This window comes from Pseudomonas sp. FSO-7, from assembly GCF_059579345.1.
In genome coordinates this window covers 2,107,559-2,128,060 of the sequence record NZ_CM184193.1, presented here as the reverse complement: position 1 = coordinate 2,128,060, position 20,502 = coordinate 2,107,559, and the positions used below count along the sequence as shown (strand labels likewise).

At 60.6% G+C, this 20,502-nt stretch carries 13 protein-coding genes, 1 other RNA gene and 1 pseudogene; 6 read left to right on the top strand and 9 right to left on the bottom strand.

Annotated features, from left to right (window positions below):
* Positions 1–93: 93 nt before the first annotated feature.
* On the top strand, positions 94–864 hold the full coding sequence (locus tag AC515T_RS09320) for a substrate-binding periplasmic protein (RefSeq protein ID WP_496532235.1): 771 nt from the start codon (positions 94–96) through the stop codon (positions 862–864).
* Here AC515T_RS09320 and AC515T_RS09315 read toward each other — a convergent pair.
* Positions 810–2,558 carry a putative bifunctional diguanylate cyclase/phosphodiesterase gene (locus AC515T_RS09315; protein WP_496532234.1) on the bottom strand — a complete coding sequence of 583 codons (1,749 nt, stop codon included), beginning with the start codon at positions 2,556–2,558 and terminating at the stop codon, positions 810–812. The genes AC515T_RS09320 and AC515T_RS09315 overlap by 55 nt on opposite strands.
* Positions 2,559–2,895: 337 nt before the next feature.
* Here AC515T_RS09315 and AC515T_RS09310 point away from each other — a divergent pair, with 337 nt between their 5' ends.
* Positions 2,896–3,210: a helix-turn-helix domain-containing protein gene (locus tag AC515T_RS09310; protein WP_053120652.1), complete on the top strand. Its 315-nt coding sequence runs from the start codon at positions 2,896–2,898 to the stop codon at positions 3,208–3,210.
* Positions 3,211–3,290: 80 nt separating this feature from the next.
* Here AC515T_RS09310 and AC515T_RS09305 read toward each other — a convergent pair whose 3' ends face one another.
* Positions 3,291–3,944: a Pr6Pr family membrane protein gene (locus tag AC515T_RS09305; RefSeq protein ID WP_496532233.1), complete on the bottom strand. Its 654-nt coding sequence runs from the start codon at positions 3,942–3,944 to the stop codon at positions 3,291–3,293.
* Positions 3,945–4,227: 283 nt separating this feature from the next.
* Between AC515T_RS09305 and AC515T_RS09300 the strand changes: the two genes are divergently transcribed.
* Positions 4,228–4,734, top strand: coding sequence for a DUF4823 domain-containing protein (locus tag AC515T_RS09300; protein WP_496532232.1), 507 nt, complete (start codon positions 4,228–4,230; stop codon positions 4,732–4,734).
* A gap of 154 nt (positions 4,735–4,888) precedes the next feature.
* Here the strand turns inward: AC515T_RS09300 and AC515T_RS09295 are convergent.
* A pseudogene (locus AC515T_RS09295) lies at positions 4,889–5,359 on the bottom strand (IS66 family transposase).
* A gap of 199 nt (positions 5,360–5,558) precedes the next feature.
* On the opposite strand from AC515T_RS09295, the gene AC515T_RS09290 reads away from it, so the two are divergent.
* Positions 5,559–6,407 (top strand): hypothetical protein, encoded by an 849-nt coding sequence (locus tag AC515T_RS09290; protein ID WP_496532231.1) that lies wholly within the window; start codon positions 5,559–5,561, stop codon positions 6,405–6,407.
* 160 nt (positions 6,408–6,567) lie between these two features.
* Here the strand turns inward: AC515T_RS09290 and ffs are convergent.
* From ffs to AC515T_RS09260, 6 genes are all read right to left on the bottom strand, one after another.
* Positions 6,568–6,664, bottom strand: an RNA gene (gene ffs, locus AC515T_RS09285) — signal recognition particle sRNA small type.
* A gap of 369 nt (positions 6,665–7,033) precedes the next feature.
* A complete protein-coding gene (locus tag AC515T_RS09280; protein ID WP_496532230.1) occupies positions 7,034–8,194 on the bottom strand; it encodes a zinc-binding metallopeptidase family protein in 1,161 nt (386 codons plus the stop codon).
* A gap of 217 nt (positions 8,195–8,411) precedes the next feature.
* Complete coding sequence (gene ligA / locus AC515T_RS09275) at positions 8,412–10,769, bottom strand: NAD-dependent DNA ligase LigA (RefSeq protein WP_496532229.1); 2,358 nt, start codon at positions 10,767–10,769, stop codon at positions 8,412–8,414.
* A gap of 172 nt (positions 10,770–10,941) precedes the next feature.
* Positions 10,942–11,787 (bottom strand): cell division protein ZipA, encoded by an 846-nt coding sequence (gene zipA, locus AC515T_RS09270; RefSeq protein WP_496532228.1) that lies wholly within the window; start codon positions 11,785–11,787, stop codon positions 10,942–10,944.
* A 258-nt stretch (positions 11,788–12,045) separates the two neighbouring features.
* Entirely contained in the window at positions 12,046–15,534 is a 3,489-nt protein-coding gene (gene smc, locus AC515T_RS09265; RefSeq protein ID WP_496532227.1) for a chromosome segregation protein SMC, read from the bottom strand.
* A 1-nt stretch (position 15,535) separates the two neighbouring features.
* Complete coding sequence (locus tag AC515T_RS09260; RefSeq protein ID WP_072407892.1) at positions 15,536–16,195, bottom strand: GntR family transcriptional regulator; 660 nt, start codon at positions 16,193–16,195, stop codon at positions 15,536–15,538.
* Positions 16,196–16,565: 370 nt separating this feature from the next.
* On the opposite strand from AC515T_RS09260, the gene xdhA reads away from it, so the two are divergent.
* Entirely contained in the window at positions 16,566–18,020 is a 1,455-nt protein-coding gene (gene xdhA, locus AC515T_RS09255; RefSeq protein ID WP_496532226.1) for a xanthine dehydrogenase small subunit, read from the top strand.
* Complete coding sequence (gene xdhB / locus AC515T_RS09250; protein WP_496532225.1) at positions 18,013–20,412, top strand: xanthine dehydrogenase molybdopterin binding subunit; 2,400 nt, start codon at positions 18,013–18,015, stop codon at positions 20,410–20,412. The genes xdhA and xdhB overlap by 8 nt, the downstream gene beginning before the upstream one ends.
* Positions 20,413–20,502 lie beyond the last annotated feature (90 nt).

Below are 20,502 nucleotides of genomic sequence, written 5' to 3'. Positions count from 1 at the left end.
GGGCGAAATTGCATCCGGTGTGCTCGTCTAATGTGACTAAGCTTGGGTCTGGGGCTCGGTTGTCGACACGGTTTTACACAGTCAGGAGAGTTTATGCGCTCAGCCATGGGGGCTTTGCTGTTGTTGAGTACAGGTTGTTTGGCCGAGGAAGGCCCCTTGCGTTTCGCCATTACCGATGGCTGGGCGATGCCCATGGTACAAATCGAACGAGGCCGCCCGACCCAGGGCATCATTCCCGACATCATGACCAGCCTGGCGACCCGGATAGGAAGGCCGGCGCAATTCCACGTCCTCTCCCGCGCCCGGCTCGACGGTGCCATGAGACACGGCGAGATCGACATGCGTTGCTATGTCAGCCCTGACTGGGTGAAAGACAGTCACGATTACCTGTGGAGCATCCCGTTGTTTTTCCAACGCGACCTGCTCGTTGCCACGGCAGGTGCACCGGCGACGGTAACGCCGACAACGCTGTCGCCCCAACCCATCGGCACGGTGCTCGGCTATAGCTACCCGACCTTGCAACCCTTGTTCGACGCCGGTCAGTTGCACCGCGACGATGCCCGCAGCCAGGAACAAGTGTTGGCGAAACTGCTGGCCGGGCGTTATCGCTATGGGATCAGTAACCAATGGGCGCTGGACTGGTTCAATCAACGCCATCCCGCTGATCGCCAAATCCACGGGGTGGCTGTGCTGCAGGAACAGCAGCTGAGTTGTTACGTGCGTAACGATCCGGACATTCCCGCACAACACATTCTGAGGACATTGCTGAATATGAAGACGTCCGGGGAAATCGACGCGATCATCCAGCTTTACACCGGCCGCAGTGAAGCATCGCAGGCCAGGGACGAGGCGCCCTCGCCCTGATCGACTGGCCGCTGCTGCCATTGCGACGGCGGGATGAACCCTTGCACCCAACCGGGTATCTGTTCGGGCGGCATGGGCCGGGCGATGAAGTAACCTTGTGCCACCTCACAGCCCAGGCTCAGCAGCAGTTGGCCATGCTCCAGGCTGTCCAACCCTTCGGCGACCACCTCGCGGCCAAACGCCCGGGCCAGGCCGATCACCGCTTCGGTCAGCGCCAGGTCGTCGCGGTCATCGAGAATGTCGCGCACGAAGGTCTTGTCGATCTTGATGGTTTGCGTGCGCAGGTGCTTGAGGTCGTTGAGCGAGCAGTAGCCCGTGCCGAAACCACCCAGGGAAAAACCCACGCCCAACGCCTGGCATGCCTGGAGGCAGGCACTGACGTGGGCCAGGTTCTCCACGGCGACGGACTCGACAATCTGCAGATCCAACAGGCGTGACGGCACCGCCGGATGTCGCTCCAGTACCTGCCGCAGCCGCTCGACAAAGTCCGCCCGCTGGAAATGCCGCGCCGAGATATTGATGCTCACCGGCCAGCCCTGCCCCGCTTGCTGCCATTGCTGCAGCTGGATCAAGACCTGTTCCATGACCCATTCGCCGATCTCGACGATCAGGTCGGTCTCCTCCACCAGGGGTAGGAACTCCCGGGGCGGCACCAGCCCACGTTGCGGATGCTTCCAGCGCAGCAGCGCCTCCAGGCCGACCACGGTGCCATGACGCATATTGACCTTGGGCTGGAAATGCAGCCGCAGCTCGTTATCGGCCAGTGCCTGGCGGACCCGCTCGACCGTCTGGTAAGTGGCCCGTACCTCCTTGTCCCGGGATACGTCGAACAAGTGGAAGCGATTGCGACCGCTCTGTTTGACCACGTACATCGCCTGATCGGCGTGACGCAACAAGGTCTCTGCGTCTTCGTTGTCCCACGGGAACAACGTGACGCCAATACTGGCAAAGACCTTGATGTCCTTGCCGTCAATGGCATACGGCATGGAGACGGCGATCAACACCCGATTCAACGCGGCATGCAACTCTTCCATACCACGCACATGGCGCAGCACCAGCACAAACTCGTCCCCGCCCAGCCGCGCCACCACGTCCTCGCCACGCACAATGCTGCGCAGGCGCCTGGCGACCTCCACCAACAGCCGATCACCGCTGGCATGGCCATAACCGTCATTGACCGCCTTGAAGCCGTCGAGGTCGAGCATGCACACCGCCAGGGGCAAGTTCTCCGCACGGGAAAACTCCAGGGCCTGATCCAGAAGATCGGACAGATAAGTGCGGTTGGGCAGCCCGGTCAACACATCGTGACCGACCCGCCATTGCAGCGAATGCAGCAGGCGACGCTTTTCGCTGACGTCGAAGCGAATCGCCAGGTAGCGCTCGATCTGGCCTGTCTCGTCGTCGATCACTGGCACCAGGGTGGTATCGACCCAGTGCAGCGTACCGTCCTTGGCCCGATTGCAGATTTCCCCTTTCCAGACCTGACCCAGGGCAATGGTGCGCCACATGGCACTGAAGAACTCGCCAGGGTGCTGGCCGGAATTGAGCAGGCGATGGTTCGCGCCCAGCAGCTCATCGCGCCGGTAACCAAAAAGGCTGCAAAATTGATCGTTGACGTAGGTGATGCGCCCGCTCAGATCGGTCTCGGAAAAAATCGCGGCGGCGTCAACGGCCCTGCGGTACTTCTTATCCATCGAAGCAGTCATCCATGAGTCAGGCTCATTTGTCGCGCGCGGTTGCACCGCCTTCAAGACAGGCGAAAATCAACTAGGCTCAAACACTCTGAGAGAAGCTGGAGCGCGGGCCCTGGCGATGCCATGGGAGAGCTTCAGCCCTTGCCTTGTATCGTGGCAAGAACACAAGGCCCGGCCCCTGCACAAACCTCGGCTTCGAAAAGCAGGTCACCAAATACCCGTGCCAAAGGCCGATTCTACGAAACACATACATTTTGCAAAGCAAGGTGATGGATCACGCGGTTGCCTAATGCGAAAATCTATCGTTAAGTTCTTGATTCTAAATGGGAATTAAGCGATGCAAATTTCAAGTTTGGGTCCAGCCATCAGACGCTACCGCAAAGTAGCGGGGCTTACTCAGGCTGAACTTGGCGAAAAAACCGGTTTTGACCCTAAAACCATCAGCCGCTTCGAAACCGGCACCTACACCCCCAGCGTCGAAGCCTTGTTCCTGCTTGCCAATGTGCTGGATGTGCAACTGAAGGCCTTTTTTGCCGACATGGCCGATGAGGACGAACAGCGGGCGTATCTGTTCGGTGTCATACACAAAGCCACCCCGAAGGACCTGGGAAAGCTGATCGCAGCGGTTGACCAGGCCTTGTCCAAGCCTTGATGCAACGTGAAAAAAGGCGTTCCGAACTGTCGATACCTGACAGATCGGAACGTCTTGTGCCAGGTTGGCGATTCTATCCATCAGCCCTTGCCTCTCGCCCGATCCACGGCCACGACCACCAGTGACACCACCATAAACCCCAGCAATACCATCAATGCATTGCCAAACGTCTGTGGGTAACCCAACCGGTCCACCTCAATGAATGGATAAGGATAGGCGCCAACCCATCGGCCGCGTATCAGGGCGTAAATGAAATAGGCCAGTGGATAGATCAGCCACGGCCACACATTGCTCCAGCGCAAAGTCCCCTTGGGCACGCAGAACCACCAGTAGATCACATACACGACCGGCATCACGTCATGCAGCAGCTCATCGGCCACCCACTGCAGGCCCTGGGGATTCCACGTGTGACGCAACAGCAGGTTGTACGCCAGACCGACCAATACAATGGCAGCGGCCACACCGCCCTGTACGGATGGCCGAAGGAAAAAGCGCCGCAACGGCGCCTCCCCTGTCGTTGTCGCGAAGGTCAACACTATCGCCACCAGAATATTGGTCAGCACGGTGAAATAACTGAAAAAAATATCCACGCCACCCAGCAGGCTCCTCCCGCTCTGCCAGCGTGAAGTCAGGATCAGATAAAGCTGGAGTAGCAATGCCAGCCATCCCAGCGCTGCCGCCAACTTCACTGCGGTGCCGCTTGCGTCTTGCGTTAATACCCTTTCGTCGTTCATGAGCGTGCTCCGGCTGAGCGCCCCCTGCGACTGCGAAGCCCCATTGTTGGGTACTCATGAAGCAGGTTGCCTGTCGAACGAGACCGTAGAAGAGCACAGCATTAGACGCTACTGTCAGATTTTACAGTCCTGATCAACGGTAGATCACCCGGGACAAGTGAGTGAGGCAAGACATAATGTCACGTTGACATCGCTTGCCACGAACCCGGACTATCAACGCGCTGATTTCTGCGTCCCTATGACGCCCACGACTCGTCGACACAATAAAATCCCAGGGGACACTGTGCATAAACTTTCGATCATTCTTGTCTCGATACTCGCCACCGGCTGCACCGCCAAATACGCCCAACAAGACGTATTCCCCAACCCGGGAAAACTTGATCGGCAAATGCCCGTCACCATCGCCATACCGGTCGACGGCCGCTACGAAACAACGCCCTACCCTGCCTCCGGCGATATGACAGCTGCCGCCGTCAAGACGGCCTTCTCTTATTACACCAATCGTGTGACGGTAATGGGCGGATGCCGTGAATTGAGCTGCCTGAGACAGAATAGCCCTTCGGGCTACTACGTCATTCCGGAAATCCTGCATTGGGAAGAACGCGCCACGGAATGGTCGGGCCTCCCCGACAAGATTGAAGTGAAGCTCGCCATTTATGGCCCGACTGGCGCGCAACCGCTGGGGTCTGCGATCTTGTCCGGTAAAAGCAAATGGGCGACTTTCGGCGGGGATCATCCACAGGATCTTTTGCAAGAACCGATTGCTGAGTATGTGAAGGCTCAGTACTGATAAGTTAATGCAGTCCAGATCTGACACGGGACCGCTCAAGCTTGCTCCAGTTATTTGCCAGATAGGCCGACCGCCTTGCCGAGTGCATTTTGCATGGCCACATAGGGGGAGCGCTTTATCGCCCAGGCTTGCATCGCACTCATCACCCGACGACTTAAATCCTGACCGCCCTCTTGGCATCCGCTGCCTTGTAGTCGATTTCAATGCCGTAAAGCTTGCAGATCAGCTTCACTGCCATGTCGGCACGTCCCATCCTACCTTTAGGCTGAACCCTTTGCGCTTCGACAAACTTGCGGCGTGCGTGCACCCTGCACCCTAAACGCTCAACGTCATCCTGCGTATCCAATGCGCTGCAACCCGCTTAATCGTCGGTCATCACATAGGCGCAATAGCCTTCGAGCAGGTGCGTCGGCATCCGCTGCGTACGACTGAAGGAGTAGCCGAAAAGGACCCCCAGCTTGTCGGGCAGACCGCCGGTCTGCCCGCATACCCGAGAGCGGCTGTTCGGCCCCAACCAGTTCCTTGCCCCCCCCTGCACACAGGTTTCATCGCAGTGAACGACGCGGCTTCCCAACAGCTGGTCGCGTAGCAGATTCAATAGTGGCTGAAAAAGCGTATGGCGTATGGCTACAGAGACAGCGAATCCTTTTCAAATAAAGAACGACTTTCCCGGCAAGCGATGAAACACCTAACTACCACTCGTCCGAACTGTCAGAACTGACAGTAGACAAAAAAAACATGCAAACAAGAAAATCACATAACAAGAAACCGCTACTTTCTTGCAGCACTGCGCCAACTCAAGCCCTATTTGCAGGATATCCAAGATGAAAACTAAATCAGTAACCCTATCAAATAAAACGCCAATGACAATCAGAAGCCCGAAGGCGCTTTTATTATCGAATAGTCTGTATACCCGAACCAGCCTTACAAATCCCGAATGGAGACTAGTTGAAGTTTGGCAAGCTGAGCAACTCCTTTTCCCTACAACAACAGACATACGCCCCAACCACTACGGATTAATAGTCGCCTATATCCCCAACTCAATTACTTTAAAAATGAGCGACCCCGAAACAGAGGCCATATTCAAAATAGAAAAAACCGGCAACCAAGTTACTTATACATCAATGAATTCACAGGGATCGGTTGCGCCTTACTATTCGTGGGGCATCATCACATCCGCAGACCTTACCATCCACGGGCAAAGCCATTCATTTCACGGCAAGAAAAGAAAGTTCCATGAAGAAAATGGCATCCAGCACCTTATAGCAGTTGGCGAAGAACAAGATCCCCCTCTCAGTAATGGAAAAGAATCCGTTGTCGTTCCGGACACGGCATATTTTTCTTTTACAACAAATACCAGCTTGTACTTCTCAGCAGGAGAACACCAACCCAGCTCCATCCATCAAGTGATAAATGAAAAACTAGTAAAAGTAGAGAGTCGCATCCTCCAGGGCTATGCTAATTCGGGAGGAAGATATGCCCTTACCGACAACAAGGACAAGCTTTACCCTGACGGCATTTCAATCTTGAATATAGATGATGGATTTTCGGAGAGTGTTGCTACAATCGAATTCAACCATAACGCCACAGACGGAACCGTTACAATATCGGTTCTATCGAGCACAGTTAGAGTTTGCGAGCTAGTAGATTCAATGATTATCTTTGCACTATAACTTCGCGGGTGGAACGCCTCGTCAAAGCACGGAGTGTTTCACCAGCAATAAGCTGCGCTATCCTCGGCAAAATTTAAAGCAAAAGAACCGCTCCGCTTCAGACTGACCGAAAGGCATCTCATAAACCTTACGAACGAAGGCCTAGGCGTTATGGAGGCAACCCCACCAGCCACACCCCGGCACACAATGTTCCCGCTGTGGCTGCTTCCTTCCGGATCTGACCAGGTTCACGGGTAATCGTTGCGGGGGGACCGATGGGGTCACCATAACGACGCCCGCCTGACGGCGAGCCGCGCCATTGTACCTATCTGGCAAGAAGTTACAACCGTTCGTACCGGATTAAAAAACTGAAGGTGTTCAAGCACTTGCTGTGGGAACCCGGGTTGTCTGCGATGGCATAGGGACATTCAGCATGGATGTCGCCTGGCCGGCCGCTATCGCGAGCAGGCTCGCTCCCACAAGAGTTCTGTGCTTGGACGCCGGAGCCGTGGACACCGGGAGCTCGCTCCCACAAGGGATCTGCGCTTGGACGCCGGAACAGCGAACACCCTAGGCCCTGTGGGAGCGAGCTTGCTCGCGAAGGCGTCGGCACATTCGACGAAGGTGCAGGCGGCCTCCACAGGAACCTACAACAGCACCTCATCCGCCCGGCCACCCTCCTCCTGGATCACCAGATGGATGAAATGCAGCTTGGTGATGACAGCGGCCGGTACGACGAACGGGTAGAAATCCGGCTGGCCCATGCTGCGGGACAATTCGTTGAGCATGCCGGCCAGTTCGATCCAGGCGTTGACGAACGAGAGGAACGCCGCGCCGCCTGTATGCTCGGCGTCATACAAGGTCTCGGGCGGGAACGGCTTGTAATCGAAATCCATCTCCCGGGCACTCATGCCGAAACCCAGGGCGGTGTCCACCGCATCCATCATGTGCAGGTAATGGGCCCAGGTTTCCGCCCAGTCTTCCCAGGGGTGCATGGTGGCGTAGGCGCTGACGTAGCGGCTTTGCCAATCCAGCGGCGCGCCTTGCTGGTAGTGCCGCTCCAGGGCTTCGGCATAGCTGGCGCGCTCGTCGCCGAACAGCTCGCGAAACGCCTCGAGCCAGTGACTGTTGGCAATCAGCCGGTCCCAGTAGTAGTGCCCCACCTCATGGCGAAAATGCCCGAGCAAGGTGCGATACGGCTCGCGCATCTGCTGGCGCACATATTCACGATGGGCATCGTCCGCCTCTTTGATGTCGAGGGTGATCAGCCCGCTGGCATGGCCGGTCATCGGCGATTTGCCGTCGGGGTCGACGCCGATGAAGTCGAAAGCCAGGCCGATAGTTTCGTCGACGGTTTTCGGGACGACCGGCAAACCGAAGGTAATCAGTTGCGCGACCAGCCGACGCTTGGCGGTCTCGACCTTGCGCCAGCGCTCTGGATTTTCCGGAATCGACAGGTCGGGGATGGTGCGGTTCAGGCTACAGGCGATGCACAGGGTATCGCGCCCATTGTCCGGCAGCAGCCAATTGCAGGCCGCCGGGGTGTCGAGGTTGGCGCAACGGCGAAACAGCCCGGCTTGTGGATCGGCATCCAGCGTCCAGGTCCCGGCTTGCTCACCGGGCTGCAAGGACGACAGGCGACTCTGCTCGGGTTGATACCCCAGCGCCGCCAGGCAGGCCAGGCATTGGCTGTTGCGAAAGAACAACGACTGGCCGCAGCGGCACGGCCAGACCTTGCTGTTACGTGACCGATCGCCCAGGAACGGCGCGGCGATGCGTGAGCTCAGTTGTTCGAAGAAGCGGTACATGGCGATCTCTCCCTGGAGCCTGCAAGACTAGATCACCTTACGTTCATGATCGTTCCAACGCACTGCGTCATAGCGCCGATCAACCGTGGCGAGGGAGCTTGCTCCCGCTCGGCGGCGCAGCCGTCGCAAAACCGGCCAATGCGGTCCACCAGGAGGATTGGGGCGGCTGCGCCACCCAGCGGGAGCAAGCTCCCTCGCCACAAAAAGCCGAGCCCCCTCAGAGTGCGACGCCATGCCCTGTCAGGAAATCGACAAAGGCTTGTTCATCCAGCACCTTGAGCCCCAGCTCATTGGCCTTGGTCAATTTCGAACCCGCCCCCGGCCCGGCTACCACGCAATGGGTTTTCGCCGACACGGAACCGGCGACCTTCGCCCCCAGGCTCTCCAGCTTGTCCTTGGCAACGTCGCGACTCATCAGCTCCAGCGAGCCGGTCAGCACCCAGGTGTGCCCGGCTTCAGGCAAGCCTTCGACGACTTTCTTCTCGCTTTGCCAGTGCATCCCGAAATCGCGCAACTGTTGTTCCGCGGCTTCGGCCTGCTGACGGTTGGCGGCAATGGCGAAGAACTCGCGTACGGCGTTGGCCTGCTTTTCCGGCAGCGCCTGGCGCATGTCCAGCCAGTCGGCGTTCATCATACCTTCGAGCGAGCCGAACTTGTCCGCCAGTTTCTGCGCCCCGCCCGGTCCGACCGAAGGAATGTGCAGCTTGTCGAGAAAGCCGCCCAGGGTGGTACTGGCGGAGAACTCGGCGCCCAACTCGCCCTGGTCCTGGATCTCCAGGCCATGGCGCAGCAGGTCCTTGATCACCTGGCGGTTGTGCGGGTCTTCGAAGAAGCTGTGGATCTCGTGGGCGACTTCCAGGCCGACGTCAGGCAAGTACGTGAGCACCTGGGGCAAAGCCGCCTGCACGCGCTCCAGCGAACCGAGGGAGCGGGCCAGGACCTTGGCGGTCTCCTCGCCCACGTCCGGGATGCCAAGGGCGTAGATGAAACGCGCCAGGCTCGGCTTTTTGCTGTCGACGATCGCCGCCAGCAGGTTCTTGCTCGACAGTTCGGCGAAGCCTTCCAGGTCGACCACCTGTTCGAAGGTCAAGGCATACAGATCGGCAGGCGACCCCACCAGGCCCTCATCCACCAGTTGCTCCACGCTCTTCTCGCCCAGGCCTTCGATGTCCATGGCCCGACGCGAGACGAAGTGAATGATCGCCTGCTTGAGTTGCGCGCCACAGGCCAGGCGACCGACGCAGCGGTACACCGCGCCTTCGCTGACGGTTTCGCGGCCCTTGCTGCGCTTGATCAATTGCGTGCGCTCGACGTGGGAGCCGCAGACCGGGCATTGCTGGGGCACTTCCACCGGGCGGGCGTTTTCCGGGCGGCGCTCGGTGACGACCTGCACCACCTGCGGGATCACATCCCCGGCACGGCGGATGATCACGGTGTCGCCAATCATCACGCCCAGGCGCGCCACTTCGTCCATGTTGTGCAAGGTGGCGTTGGCCACGGTCACGCCGGCAACTTTCACCGGCTTGAGACGGGCCACCGGGGTCACCGCGCCAGTACGGCCGACCTGGAACTCAACGTCGAGCAACTCGGTGAGCTCTTCAGTGGCGGGAAACTTATGGGCGATGGCCCAACGCGGTTCCCGGGCGCGGAAACCGAGCTCGCGCTGGGAGGCGATGCTGTTGACCTTGAACACCACACCGTCGATCTCGTAGGGCAACGCATTGCGCCGCTCGCCGATGTCACGGTAGTAATCCAGGCATTCATCGATGCCGTGGGCCAGCTTCAACTCACGGCTGACGGGCATGCCCCAGGCCTTGAGTTGCTTGAGGTTGCCGATATGGGTGTCGGCGATGTCCGACGTCACCTGGCCGATGCCGTAGCAACAGAACTCCAGGGGACGGTTGGCCGTGATCCTGGAATCGAGCTGACGCAGGCTGCCGGCCGCCGCGTTGCGCGGGTTGGCAAACGTCTTGCCACCCGCCTCCAACTGCGTGGCGTTGAGACGCTCGAAGCCGGCCTTGGACATGTACACCTCGCCGCGCACTTCCAGCAGCGGTGGCCAGCCAGTGCCTTGCAACTTGAGGGGAATGTTGCGCACGGTACGCACATTGACGCTGATGTCCTCGCCGGTGGTGCCGTCACCGCGTGTAGCGCCGCGCACCAGCATGCCGTCCTGATACAACAGGCTGACCGCCAGGCCATCGAGCTTCGGCTCGCAGCTGTATTCCACCGCCGCGCCACCATCCAGCAAATCGCCCATGGGCAGGTCGAGACCTTCTGTCACCCGGCGGTCGAATTCACGCATGGTGGTTTCGTCGAAGGCGTTGCCCAGGCTGAGCATCGGGATCTCATGGCGCACCTGGCTGAACGCCGACAGCGCCACGCTGCCGACCCGTTGGGTCGGGGAGTCGCTGGTTACCAGCTCCGGGTGTTGCTCTTCCAGGGCCTTGAGCTCATGGAACAGGCGGTCGTACTCGGCGTCCGGGATGCTCGGTTCGTCAAGGACGTGGTAGCGATAGTTGTGCTGATCCAGCTCGGTACGCAGCTGTTGGATGCGGGTTTCGACGGCGTTCATGGGTGTTCTCTCATAAAGCAAAAGAGCAGCCGAGGCTGCTCATTTCTCTCAAAACAGGGGGGACGCTTCGCATCCCAGCGGGAGCAAGCTCCCTCGCCACAGCAAGCTCCCTCGCCACAAAAGCTTTCCTGCCGCAAGAAGCTCTCTGGCCAGGGAGAGCCGGTGTCATCGCTCAGCGCTTCTGGGTCAGCGCCCGACGCTCGAATTCGACAATGCGCTGGCGGTAGTGCTCGATGGTCTGGGCGGTCAGCACGCTGCGCTGGTCATCCTTCAGTTCGCCATTGAGCTCCTGGGACAGCTTGCGAGCCGCGGCCACCATCACGTCGAAGGCCTGCTTGGGATGACGCGGGCCTGGCAAGCCGAGGAAGAAGCTCACCGCCGGCGTGCTGAAATGATCGATGTCGTCGAGGTCGAACACACCGGGCTTGACCGCGTTAGCCATGGAGAACAGCACCTCGCCGTTGCCGGCCATGCTTTCGTGACGGTGGAAAATGTCCATCTCGCCGAAACGCAGGCCGCTTTCGAGGATGTTCTGCAGCAACGCCGGGCCCTTGAAGCCGGCCGGGTCGCGGCAGATCACGCTGATCACCAGCACTTCTTCAGCCTGGGCCTGGTCCTTGTCGGCGCTCGGGGTCTTGTTCTCGTCCGGGAAATCGCCGTCGCGACTGCTGAAGCTCGGCCCGCCATCGAGGTCGAGGTTCAGGTTCAAATCCCCCTGGGACGGCTCGCTGTTGCGCTTGCCGCGCTTGGAACCCGACTCCCGTGGCTCACGGACAGGCGCGCTCATCGACGGCAAGTCGTGTTCGTCCAGCTGCGGCTCCTTGTGGGTGTCCAGCACCCGCGGCGGGCCCAGCAGCTCGGCACTGTCATCCTCATCGGGCAGGTTCGACAGGCTGCGATCCAGGCGAAACTTCAGTTTCCCCTTGCCGCCGCGCATGCGGCGCCAGCCGTCGAAAAGAATACCGGCAATGACAATGATGCCGATGACGATCAGCCACTCGCGCAGACCGATTTCCATGTAATCCCGTGCCTCTATAAAAATGCTGAAAAATAAGGGGCTTAGCTATTTGCAAACCGCTTTAAAACGTGGCGCCAACTCTATGTTCTGAATGGCGTTTTGCCCACGCATACGAAAAATTGACATTAAACTAGCACGACCAAAGATAACTTTACACCGTCTGTCGCATAGGCTTGTGCCCAATCTGTGAATTGAACATCAGCCCCCAGGGTAAAAAATACCTACGGCGTTCGAAGTAGAAGCCCTACAACCGGTTGTTCAGGCATCCACCAGGGCCATGGCCTCCTCCACATCCACCGCCACCAGTCGCGAACAGCCCGGCTCGTGCATGGTCACCCCCATCAACTGATCGGCCATTTCCATGGCGATCTTGTTGTGGGTGATGTAGATGAACTGCACCGTCTCAGACATCTCCTTCACCAGCCGTGCGTAACGGCCTACGTTGGCGTCGTCCAATGGCGCGTCGACTTCGTCGAGCATGCAGAACGGCGCCGGGTTCAATTTGAAAATGGCAAAGACCAGGGCCAGTGCGGTCAGCGCCTTTTCGCCACCGGAGAGCAAATGGATGGTGCTGTTCTTCTTGCCAGGAGGACGCGCCATGATTGTCACCCCTGTATCGAGTAAATCTTCGCCCGTCAGTTCCAAGTAGGCGCTGCCACCACCGAAAACTTTTGGAAAAAGTGCCTGCAAACCGCCGTTGATCTGATCAAAGGTATCCTTGAAGCGGTTGCGGGTTTCCTTGTCGATCTTGCGGATAACGTTTTCCAGGGTCTCCAGCGCTTCCACCAGATCATCGTTCTGGGCGTCCAGATAACGCTTGCGCTCGGACTGCTGCTGGTACTCGTCGATGGCCGCCAGGTTGATTGCCCCCAGGCGCTGGATGCGCTGGGCAATGCGCTCCAGTTCTTCCTCGGCGTCCTTCTCGTTCGCCCCGGCCACCAGGGTGGCGAGCACGCCGTCGAGGTCGTAGCCGTCTTCCAGCAATTGGTCCTGCAAGGCTTTGCGCCGCACCGTCAGGGCTTGCCACTCCATGCGTTGCTGTTCCATCTGGCCGCGGATCAGCTGGGATTGCTGCTCGGCCTGGCTGCGGCGCTTTTCGGCGTCGCGCAGTTCGCGGTCGGCGTCCTCCAAGGCGATCTGCGCGGTCTTGAGTTCGTCGTCGACGCTCATGCGCTTGTCGAGCAACTCCTCGAGCTTGAGACGCAGCTCTTCCAACGGCGCTTCGCCCTCCTCCAGATTGAGGCTCAACTGCTCGCGTTTTTCAGTCAGGCGCTCGGACTGCATTTCCAGCCGCTCCAAGGCCTGGCGCGTGGAATCGTGCTGGGCCTTGAGCGAGCCCAGGCGCACCGCCAACTGATGGGCATGATCCTTGTGCTGGCGTGCTTCCTGGCGCACCCGGTCCAGGCGCTCTCGCAAGCTGTCACGCTGGGCCAGCAACAGCTCGCGCTGCTCGGTGTCCAGCGCCATGGCATCGAGGGCTTCTTGCAGTTGCAAGCGCGCCTCGCCGATCTGTTCGTGCTCCAGCGCCCGTTGCTCGCCCAGTTCGGCGATTTCTTCTTCCAGGCGCGTGCGGCGCAGCGCCAGTTGTTCAACCTTGGCCTTGCCGGCCGACAACTGCGCCTTGAGCTCGCCTTGCTGGCGCGCTTCATCCTGCAACAACCGCCGCAGGTGCTCGCGGCCGTTTTCCTGTTGACGCTGTTGCGCTCGCAGGTTCTGCAATTCGGTTTCCAGGGCTTCGACGCTGGCCTCACGCTCTTCGCGCTCGGCGCCCAGGCGCTGGATTTCCTGGCCACGGGCGAGCATGCCGCTCTCGGCTTCGCTGGCCCGGCGCACCCGCAGGAAATGCTGGCCGACCCAATACCCGTCACGACTGATCAGGCTTTCGCCAGCCGCCAATTGCCCACGCTGGGCCAAGGCCTGTTCAAGGCTGTCCACTGGCTTGACCTGCCCCAGCCAGGGCGACAGGTCTACCTGGGCCTCGACCTTGTCCAGCAAGCTGCCGGGGATTCGCACGCCGTCGCCGGCCGGACTGAGGAGGCGCAGATCGCCCTGGGTGAAGCCCGACAGGTCGAAGCCGCCGAAGTCATCCACCAGCACCGCTTGCAGGTCGGCCCCCAGCACGGTTTCCACCGCCAGCTCCCAACCGGCATCGACCTTCAGGCCCTCGGCCAGTCGCGGACGCTCGGCCAGGTGCTGGTCGCGCAACCATTCGGCGGTGCCGGTGCCCGGGTCCAGCGCCGCTTGCTGCAAGGCCTCCAGCGAGGCCAGACGCCCATTGAGCCGCTGTAACTCACCCTGGGCCTGCTGCTGGTTCTGCAAAGCCAATTGCAAGGCCTGGCGCAACTGTTCGAGGCGTTCGACCTGGGCATCTTCGCTGGCTTGCAGGTCTTCGAGGGTGGCTTCACTGGTCGCCAGTTGCTCGCTCAGATCCAGGATCGCGGCGTCTTCCGGGTCGGCCGCGAGCAAGGCGCGTTCTTCGGACAGGCGGCGCTGACGTTCGGCCAGACGCTCCATGCTGGTTTCCAACTGCTGGATGCGCGACTGCTGGACTTCAGCCTGGCGCCGCGGCTCGGCCGAGGTCAGGTTGAAACTGTCCCACTGCTCTTGCCAGCCATGCATGGTCAGTTCGGCTTCTTCCAGGGCCGCGGCGGCCTCTTCGGCGGCGGCGCTGCTGATTTCCTGCTCCGGCGTGAGCCTGTCCAGCTCTTCGCCGAGGGTCAACAGCAGGGTGCGGTCGTGGCCCAAGTGCGATTCGGTTTCCAGGCGCGCCCGCTCGGCTTCCTTCAAGTCATCCTGCAACTGTCGCAGCCGTTGCTGCCCATGCTGAATGCTCTGCTCGACCCGGGCGATGTCGCCCCCTACTGAATAGAAACGTCCTTGCACCAGATTGAAGCGCTCGGACAGGTCATGGTGGCCGTCGCGCAGGCGCTCGATGGCGGCGTCGGCGTTGCGCTGCTCGGCCACCAGGGCTTCGAAGCTGACTTCCTGGTTGCCGATGATCGCCTCACGCTGGCCGACCTGCTCGTTCAACGCCTGCCAGCGCAGGGCCGACAGTTGGGCCTTGAGCTGGCGCTCCTCGCCCTTGTATTCCTGGTACTTCTTCGCGGCCTCGGCCTGACGGTGCAGACGTTCGAGCTGGCGTTCGAGTTCTTCGCGCAGGTCGGTCAGGCGCGCCAGGTTTTCGTGGGTGCGACGAATGCGGTTTTCGGTCTCGCGCCGCCGCTCCTTGTATTTGGAAATACCGGCGGCTTCTTCGATGAAGTTGCGCAGGTCTTCGGGCTTGGCCTCGATCAGCTTGGAGATCATGCCCTGTTCGATGATCGAGTAGCTGCGCGGACCCAGGCCCGTGCCGAGGAAAATATCGGTGATGTCGCGACGCCGACACTTGGCGCCGTTGAGGAAATAGCTGTTCTGGCTATCGCGGGTCACTTTGCGACGAATGGAGATTTCCGCGTAGGCCGCGTACTCGCCCACCAGGGTGCCGTCGGAATTATCGAACACCAGCTCGATGCTGGCCTGGCTCACCGGCTTGCGACTGGTGGAGCCGTTGAAGATGACGTCGGTCATCGACTCGCCGCGCAGGTTCTTGGCCGAACTTTCGCCCATCACCCAGCGCACGGCGTCGATGATGTTCGACTTGCCGCAACCATTGGGCCCGACCACCGCCGCCATGTTACTGGGGAAGTTCACCGTGGTCGGGTCGACGAAGGATTTGAACCCCGCCAACTTGATGCACTTTAGCCGCACGTCAGGCCGCCGTCAGGGCAGAAACCACCAGATCGCAACTGCGCTGGGCATAGGCCGTGAGCACGATGCGGATCTGCGGCAAATCACGGGCCAGCACGGCGGCGAGCAGGCGCTGGAACAGGTCGAGGAATTCGCTCATTTCCGCCTTGCGCTGTTCCAGGGCCAGGAAATAGGCACGGCTCATGGCCGGTTGCAGGTTCTCGACGGTTTCCTGCAGGTACGGGTTGTTGGCAAACGGATAGGCGGCACGCATCACACTGAAGCTTTCGTCGACGAAGGTGCGGATGTCCTGGCGTGCGTAGGCGTCCTTGAGACGTTGCTGGATCGCCACGAACGGCGCCATGTCGGCCTGTTCTTTCCAACCATGGGCCACGGCGTTGCCCAGCAGGATGTACAGCTCGCTCATCAGTGCGCAGAGGCTGCGCACCTTGTGTTCGGTGAGTTCGGTGACGTGGGCGCCACGGCGCGGCAGGATCGCGATCAAATGGCGTCGCTCCAGGATCAGCAAGGCCTCGCGGACCGAGCCGCGGCTGACGTTGAGCGCCAGCGTGACCTTCTGCTCCTGGATGCGCTCTCCCGGTTTCATTTCGCCGCGAATGATGCGTTCAGCGAGATGATGGGCGATTTGCTCGGCGAGGCTGTCCGGGGCCTTGAACGTCATGGTTGTCCTTCAAACTCTTCGATCTGCACAAGCGGCGCAGTGTAGCGCACTCGGTACGTCATGGCGCAGGGCCTGCAGCGGGTTTTTGGCACGATCTAAGCAAAAAAGTTAAGGAATTTACCTTGAAACAAAACCTGTGGGAGCGAGCCTGCTCGCGATAGCGGTCTGTCAGCTTGCATCCATACTGAATGTACCGCCGTCATCGCGAGCAAGCTCGGCTCCCCCAGGGTTCTACAGTGTCCATAGAGCGTTGTTCATCGACCAAACGGATTTTCTTGACCTTTAAGTCAGAAAATCGTTGACCGAAAAGTCAGACCTGATAAATTCAGGCCCACGTCGATACAACAATAATGAGTCTGCGAGGCCTTCCGTGATCCAGTTTTTACTCAACCAGGAACTCCGTAGCGAGCACGCCCTGGACCCGAACCTGACCGTGCTCAACTATTTGCGCGAACACGTTGGTAAACCAGGCACCAAAGAAGGCTGCGCCAGTGGCGACTGTGGTGCGTGCACCGTGGTGGTGGGCGAATTGGAAGCGCACGCGAATGGTCGCGAACGCATTCGCTACCGCAGCCTCAATTCGTGCCTGACCTTCGTCTCGTCCCTGCACGGCAAGCAACTGATCAGCGTCGAAGACCTCAAGCACCAAGGCCAACTGCACAGCGTCCAGCAAGCGATGGTCGATTGCCACGGTTCGCAGTGCGGCTTCTGCACCCCGGGCTTCGTCATGTCGTTGTTCGCCCTGCAAAAGAACAGCGAGCAAGCCGACGCTCATAAGGCCCATGAAGCCTTGGCTGGCAACCTTTGCCGCTGCACCGGCTACCGGCCGATCCTGGCCGCCGCCGAGCAAGCCTGCTGCGGCAAGCCAACGGACCAGTTCGACGCCCGCGAGGCCGAGACCATCGCCCGCCTCAAAGCCATCGCCCCGACCGAGACCGGTGAGCTCAACAGCGGCGACAAACGCTGCCTGGTGCCGCTGACCGTGGCCGACCTGGCCGATCTCTACGACGCCTATCCACAGGCGCGCCTGCTGGCCGGTGGCACCGACCTGGCCCTGGAAGTCACGCAATTTCATCGCCCCCTGCCGGTGATGATCTACATGGGCAACGTCGCCGAACTCAAGCGTGTCGAACGCTTTGACGATCGCCTGGAGATCGGCGCCGCCACCACCCTCTCCGATTGCTACGAAGCCCTGAACGCCGAATACCCGGACTTTGGCGAACTGCTGCAACGCTTCGCCTCGCTGCAGATCCGCAACCAGGGCACCCTGGGCGGCAACATCGGCAACGCCTCGCCGATTGGCGACTCGCCGCCCCTGCTGATCGCCCTCGGCGCGCAGATCGTACTGTGCAGGGGCCAGACCCGTCGCACCCTGGCCCTGGAAGATTACTTTATCGACTACCGGGTCACCGCCCGTCAGGAAAGCGAATTCATCGAAAAGATCATCGTGCCGCTGGCCAGTGCCGAACAGGCGTTCCGCGCCTACAAGGTGTCCAAGCGTCTGGACGATGATATTTCCGCCGTGTGCGCGGCGTTCAACCTGCGCATCGACAACGGCGTGGTCCGCGATGCCCGCGTGGCCTTCGGCGGCATGGCCGCCACCCCAAAACGCGCCAAGCATTGTGAAGCGGCATTGATCGGTGCGCCGTGGACCGACAGCACCGTCGAACGCGCCTGCGCCGCCCTGGCCGAGGACTTCACACCGCTGTCGGATTTCCGCGCCAGCAAGGAGTACCGCCTGCTCAGCGCCCGCAACCTGCTGCGCAAATACTTCATCGAACTGCAAACGCCGCACATCGAGACTCGGGTGACCGCTTATGTCTAACCATCACGCCGTAGAGAAGACCCAAGCCGAACTGGCCGAGCTGTTTGCCCGCGACCTGACCACTGGCGTGGGCCGCAGCGTCAAGCACGACAGCGCCGCCAAGCACGTGTCCGGCGAGGCGCAGTACATCGATGACCGCCTGGAATTCCCGAACCAGTTGCACGTCTATGCCCGGCTGTCGGACCGCGCCCACGCCCGGATCATCCGCATCGATACCGCGCCCTGCTACGCCTTCGAAGGCGTGCGCATCGCCATTACCCATGCAGACATTCCGGGGCTGAAGGACATCGGCCCGCTGTTACCCGGCGACCCGTTGCTGGCCATCGATGACGTGCAGTTCGTCGGCCAACCGGTGCTGGCCGTCGCCGCCAAGGATCTTGAGACGGCACGCAAGGCGGCCATGGCCGCAATCATCGAATACGAAGACCTGGAGCCGGTGCTGGACGTGGTCGAGGCCCTGCGCAAGCGGCAATTCGTGCTCGACAGCCACACCCACCAGCGCGGCGATTCGGCCACGGCACTGGCGAGCGCCGAACACCGCATCCAGGGCTCGCTGCACATCGGCGGCCAGGAGCACTTTTACCTGGAAACCCAGATTTCCTCGGTGATGCCCACCGAGGACGGCGGCATGATCGTCTACTGCTCGACCCAGAACCCCACCGAAGTGCAGAAACTGGTGGCCGAAGTGCTGGGTGTGCCGATGAACAAAGTCGTGGTGGACATGCGCCGCATGGGCGGCGGCTTTGGCGGCAAGGAAACCCAGGCCGCCAGCCCGGCGTGCCTGTGCGCGGTCATCGCGCACCTCACCGGGCAGCCGACCAAGATGCGCCTGCCCCGTGTCGAAGACATGCTGATGACCGGCAAGCGCCACCCCTTCTACATCGAATACGACGTGGGCTTCGACAGCCACGGGCGCTTGCACGGCATCGCCCTGGAACTGGCCGGCAACTGCGGTTGCTCGCCGGACCTGTCGGCCTCCATCGTCGATCGGGCGATGTTCCATGCCGACAATGCCTACTACCTGGGCGATGCGACCATCAACGGCCACCGCTGCAAGACCAACACCGCGTCGAACACCGCTTACCGTGGTTTCGGCGGGCCCCAAGGCATGGTTGCCATCGAAGAGGTGATGGATGCCATCGCCCGGCACCTGGGGCTCGATCCGCTGGCGGTGCGCAAGGCCAACTATTACGGCAAGACCGAACGCAACGTCACCCATTACTACCAGACCGTCGAGCACAACATGCTCGAGGAAATGACCGCCGAGCTTGAACAAAGCAGCCAGTACGCCGAACGCCGTGAAGCGATCCGCCGCTACAACGCAGGCAGCCCGATCCTGAAAAAAGGCCTGGCGCTGACACCGGTGAAATTCGGTATTTCCTTTACCGCCAGTTTCCTCAACCAGGCAGGTGCCTTGATCCACGTCTACACCGACGGCAGCATCCACCTGAACCACGGCGGTACCGAAATGGGCCAGGGCCTGAACACCAAGGTCGCCCAGGTGGTGGCCGAAGTGTTCCAGGTGGAAATGGACCGCGTGCAGATCACCGCGACCAACACCGACAAGGTGCCGAACACCTCCCCCACCGCCGCCTCCAGTGGCGCCGACCTGAACGGCAAGGCGGCGCAGAATGCCGCCGAAACCATCAAGCGGCGCCTGGTGGAGTTCGCTGCGCGGCAGTACAAGGTCAGCGAAGAAGACGTCGAATTCCACAACGGCCATGTGCGGGTACGCGATCACATTCTGAGCTTCGAAGCATTGGTACAGCAGGCGTATTTCGCCCAGGTCTCGCTGTCGAGCACCGGCTTCTACAAGACCCCGAAAATCTACTACGACCGCAGCCAGGCCCGTGGCCGGCCGTTCTACTACTACGCCTTCGGCGCGGCCTGTGCCGAGGTGATCGTCGACACCCTCACCGGCGAGTACAAGATGCTGCGCACCGACATCCTCCACGACGTCGGCGCCTCGCTGAACCCGGCCATCGACATCGGCCAGGTCGAGGGCGGTTTCATCCAGGGCATGGGCTGGCTGACCATGGAAGAGCTGGTGTGGAACGACAAGGGCAAGCTGATGACCAATGGCCCGGCCAGCTACAAGATCCCCGCCGTGGCCGACATGCCCCTGGACCTGCGGGTCAAGCTGGTGGAAAACCGCAAGAACCCCGAAGACACGGTGTTCCACTCCAAGGCCGTGGGCGAACCGCCGTTCATGCTCGGCATCGCCGCGTGGTGCGCCATCAAGGACGCCGTGGCGAGCCTGGGGGATTACCGGCACCAACCGAACATCGACGCCCCGGCGACACCGGAGCGGGTGTTGTGGGGGTGTGAGCAGATGCGGGGGCTAAAAGCGCTCAAGGCCGAGAAGGCTGAGGCCGAAGTGGCTTCGCTCTAGACCGCGGCGCGGCCATCGCGAGCAAGCTCGCTCCCACATTGGGTCGGTGTTCACAAATCCCCTGTAGGAGCGAGCCTGCTCGCGATGAGG

Bases quoted from the DNA above. Each gene is read 5' to 3' on its own strand.
- AC515T_RS09260 (WP_072407892.1), bottom strand. From the start codon at position 16,195: ATGACGTTCAAGGCCCCGGACAGCCTCGCCGAGCAAATCGCCCATCAT.
- AC515T_RS09315 (WP_496532234.1), bottom strand. From the start codon at position 2,558: ATGGATAAGAAGTACCGCAGGGCCGTTGACGCCGCCGCGATTTTTTCC.
- AC515T_RS09320 (WP_496532235.1), top strand. From the start codon at position 94: ATGCGCTCAGCCATGGGGGCTTTGCTGTTGTTGAGTACAGGTTGTTTG.
- AC515T_RS09280 (WP_496532230.1), bottom strand. From the start codon at position 8,194: ATGTACCGCTTCTTCGAACAACTGAGCTCACGCATCGCCGCGCCGTTC.
- ligA (WP_496532229.1), bottom strand. From the start codon at position 10,769: ATGAACGCCGTCGAAACCCGCATCCAACAGCTGCGTACCGAGCTGGAT.
- AC515T_RS09305 (WP_496532233.1), bottom strand. From the start codon at position 3,944: ATGAACGACGAAAGGGTATTAACGCAAGACGCAAGCGGCACCGCAGTG.
- xdhB (WP_496532225.1), top strand. From the start codon at position 18,013: ATGTCTAACCATCACGCCGTAGAGAAGACCCAAGCCGAACTGGCCGAG.
- AC515T_RS09290 (WP_496532231.1), top strand. From the start codon at position 5,559: ATGAAAACTAAATCAGTAACCCTATCAAATAAAACGCCAATGACAATC.
- zipA (WP_496532228.1), bottom strand. From the start codon at position 11,787: ATGGAAATCGGTCTGCGCGAGTGGCTGATCGTCATCGGCATCATTGTC.
- AC515T_RS09310 (WP_053120652.1), top strand. From the start codon at position 2,896: ATGCAAATTTCAAGTTTGGGTCCAGCCATCAGACGCTACCGCAAAGTA.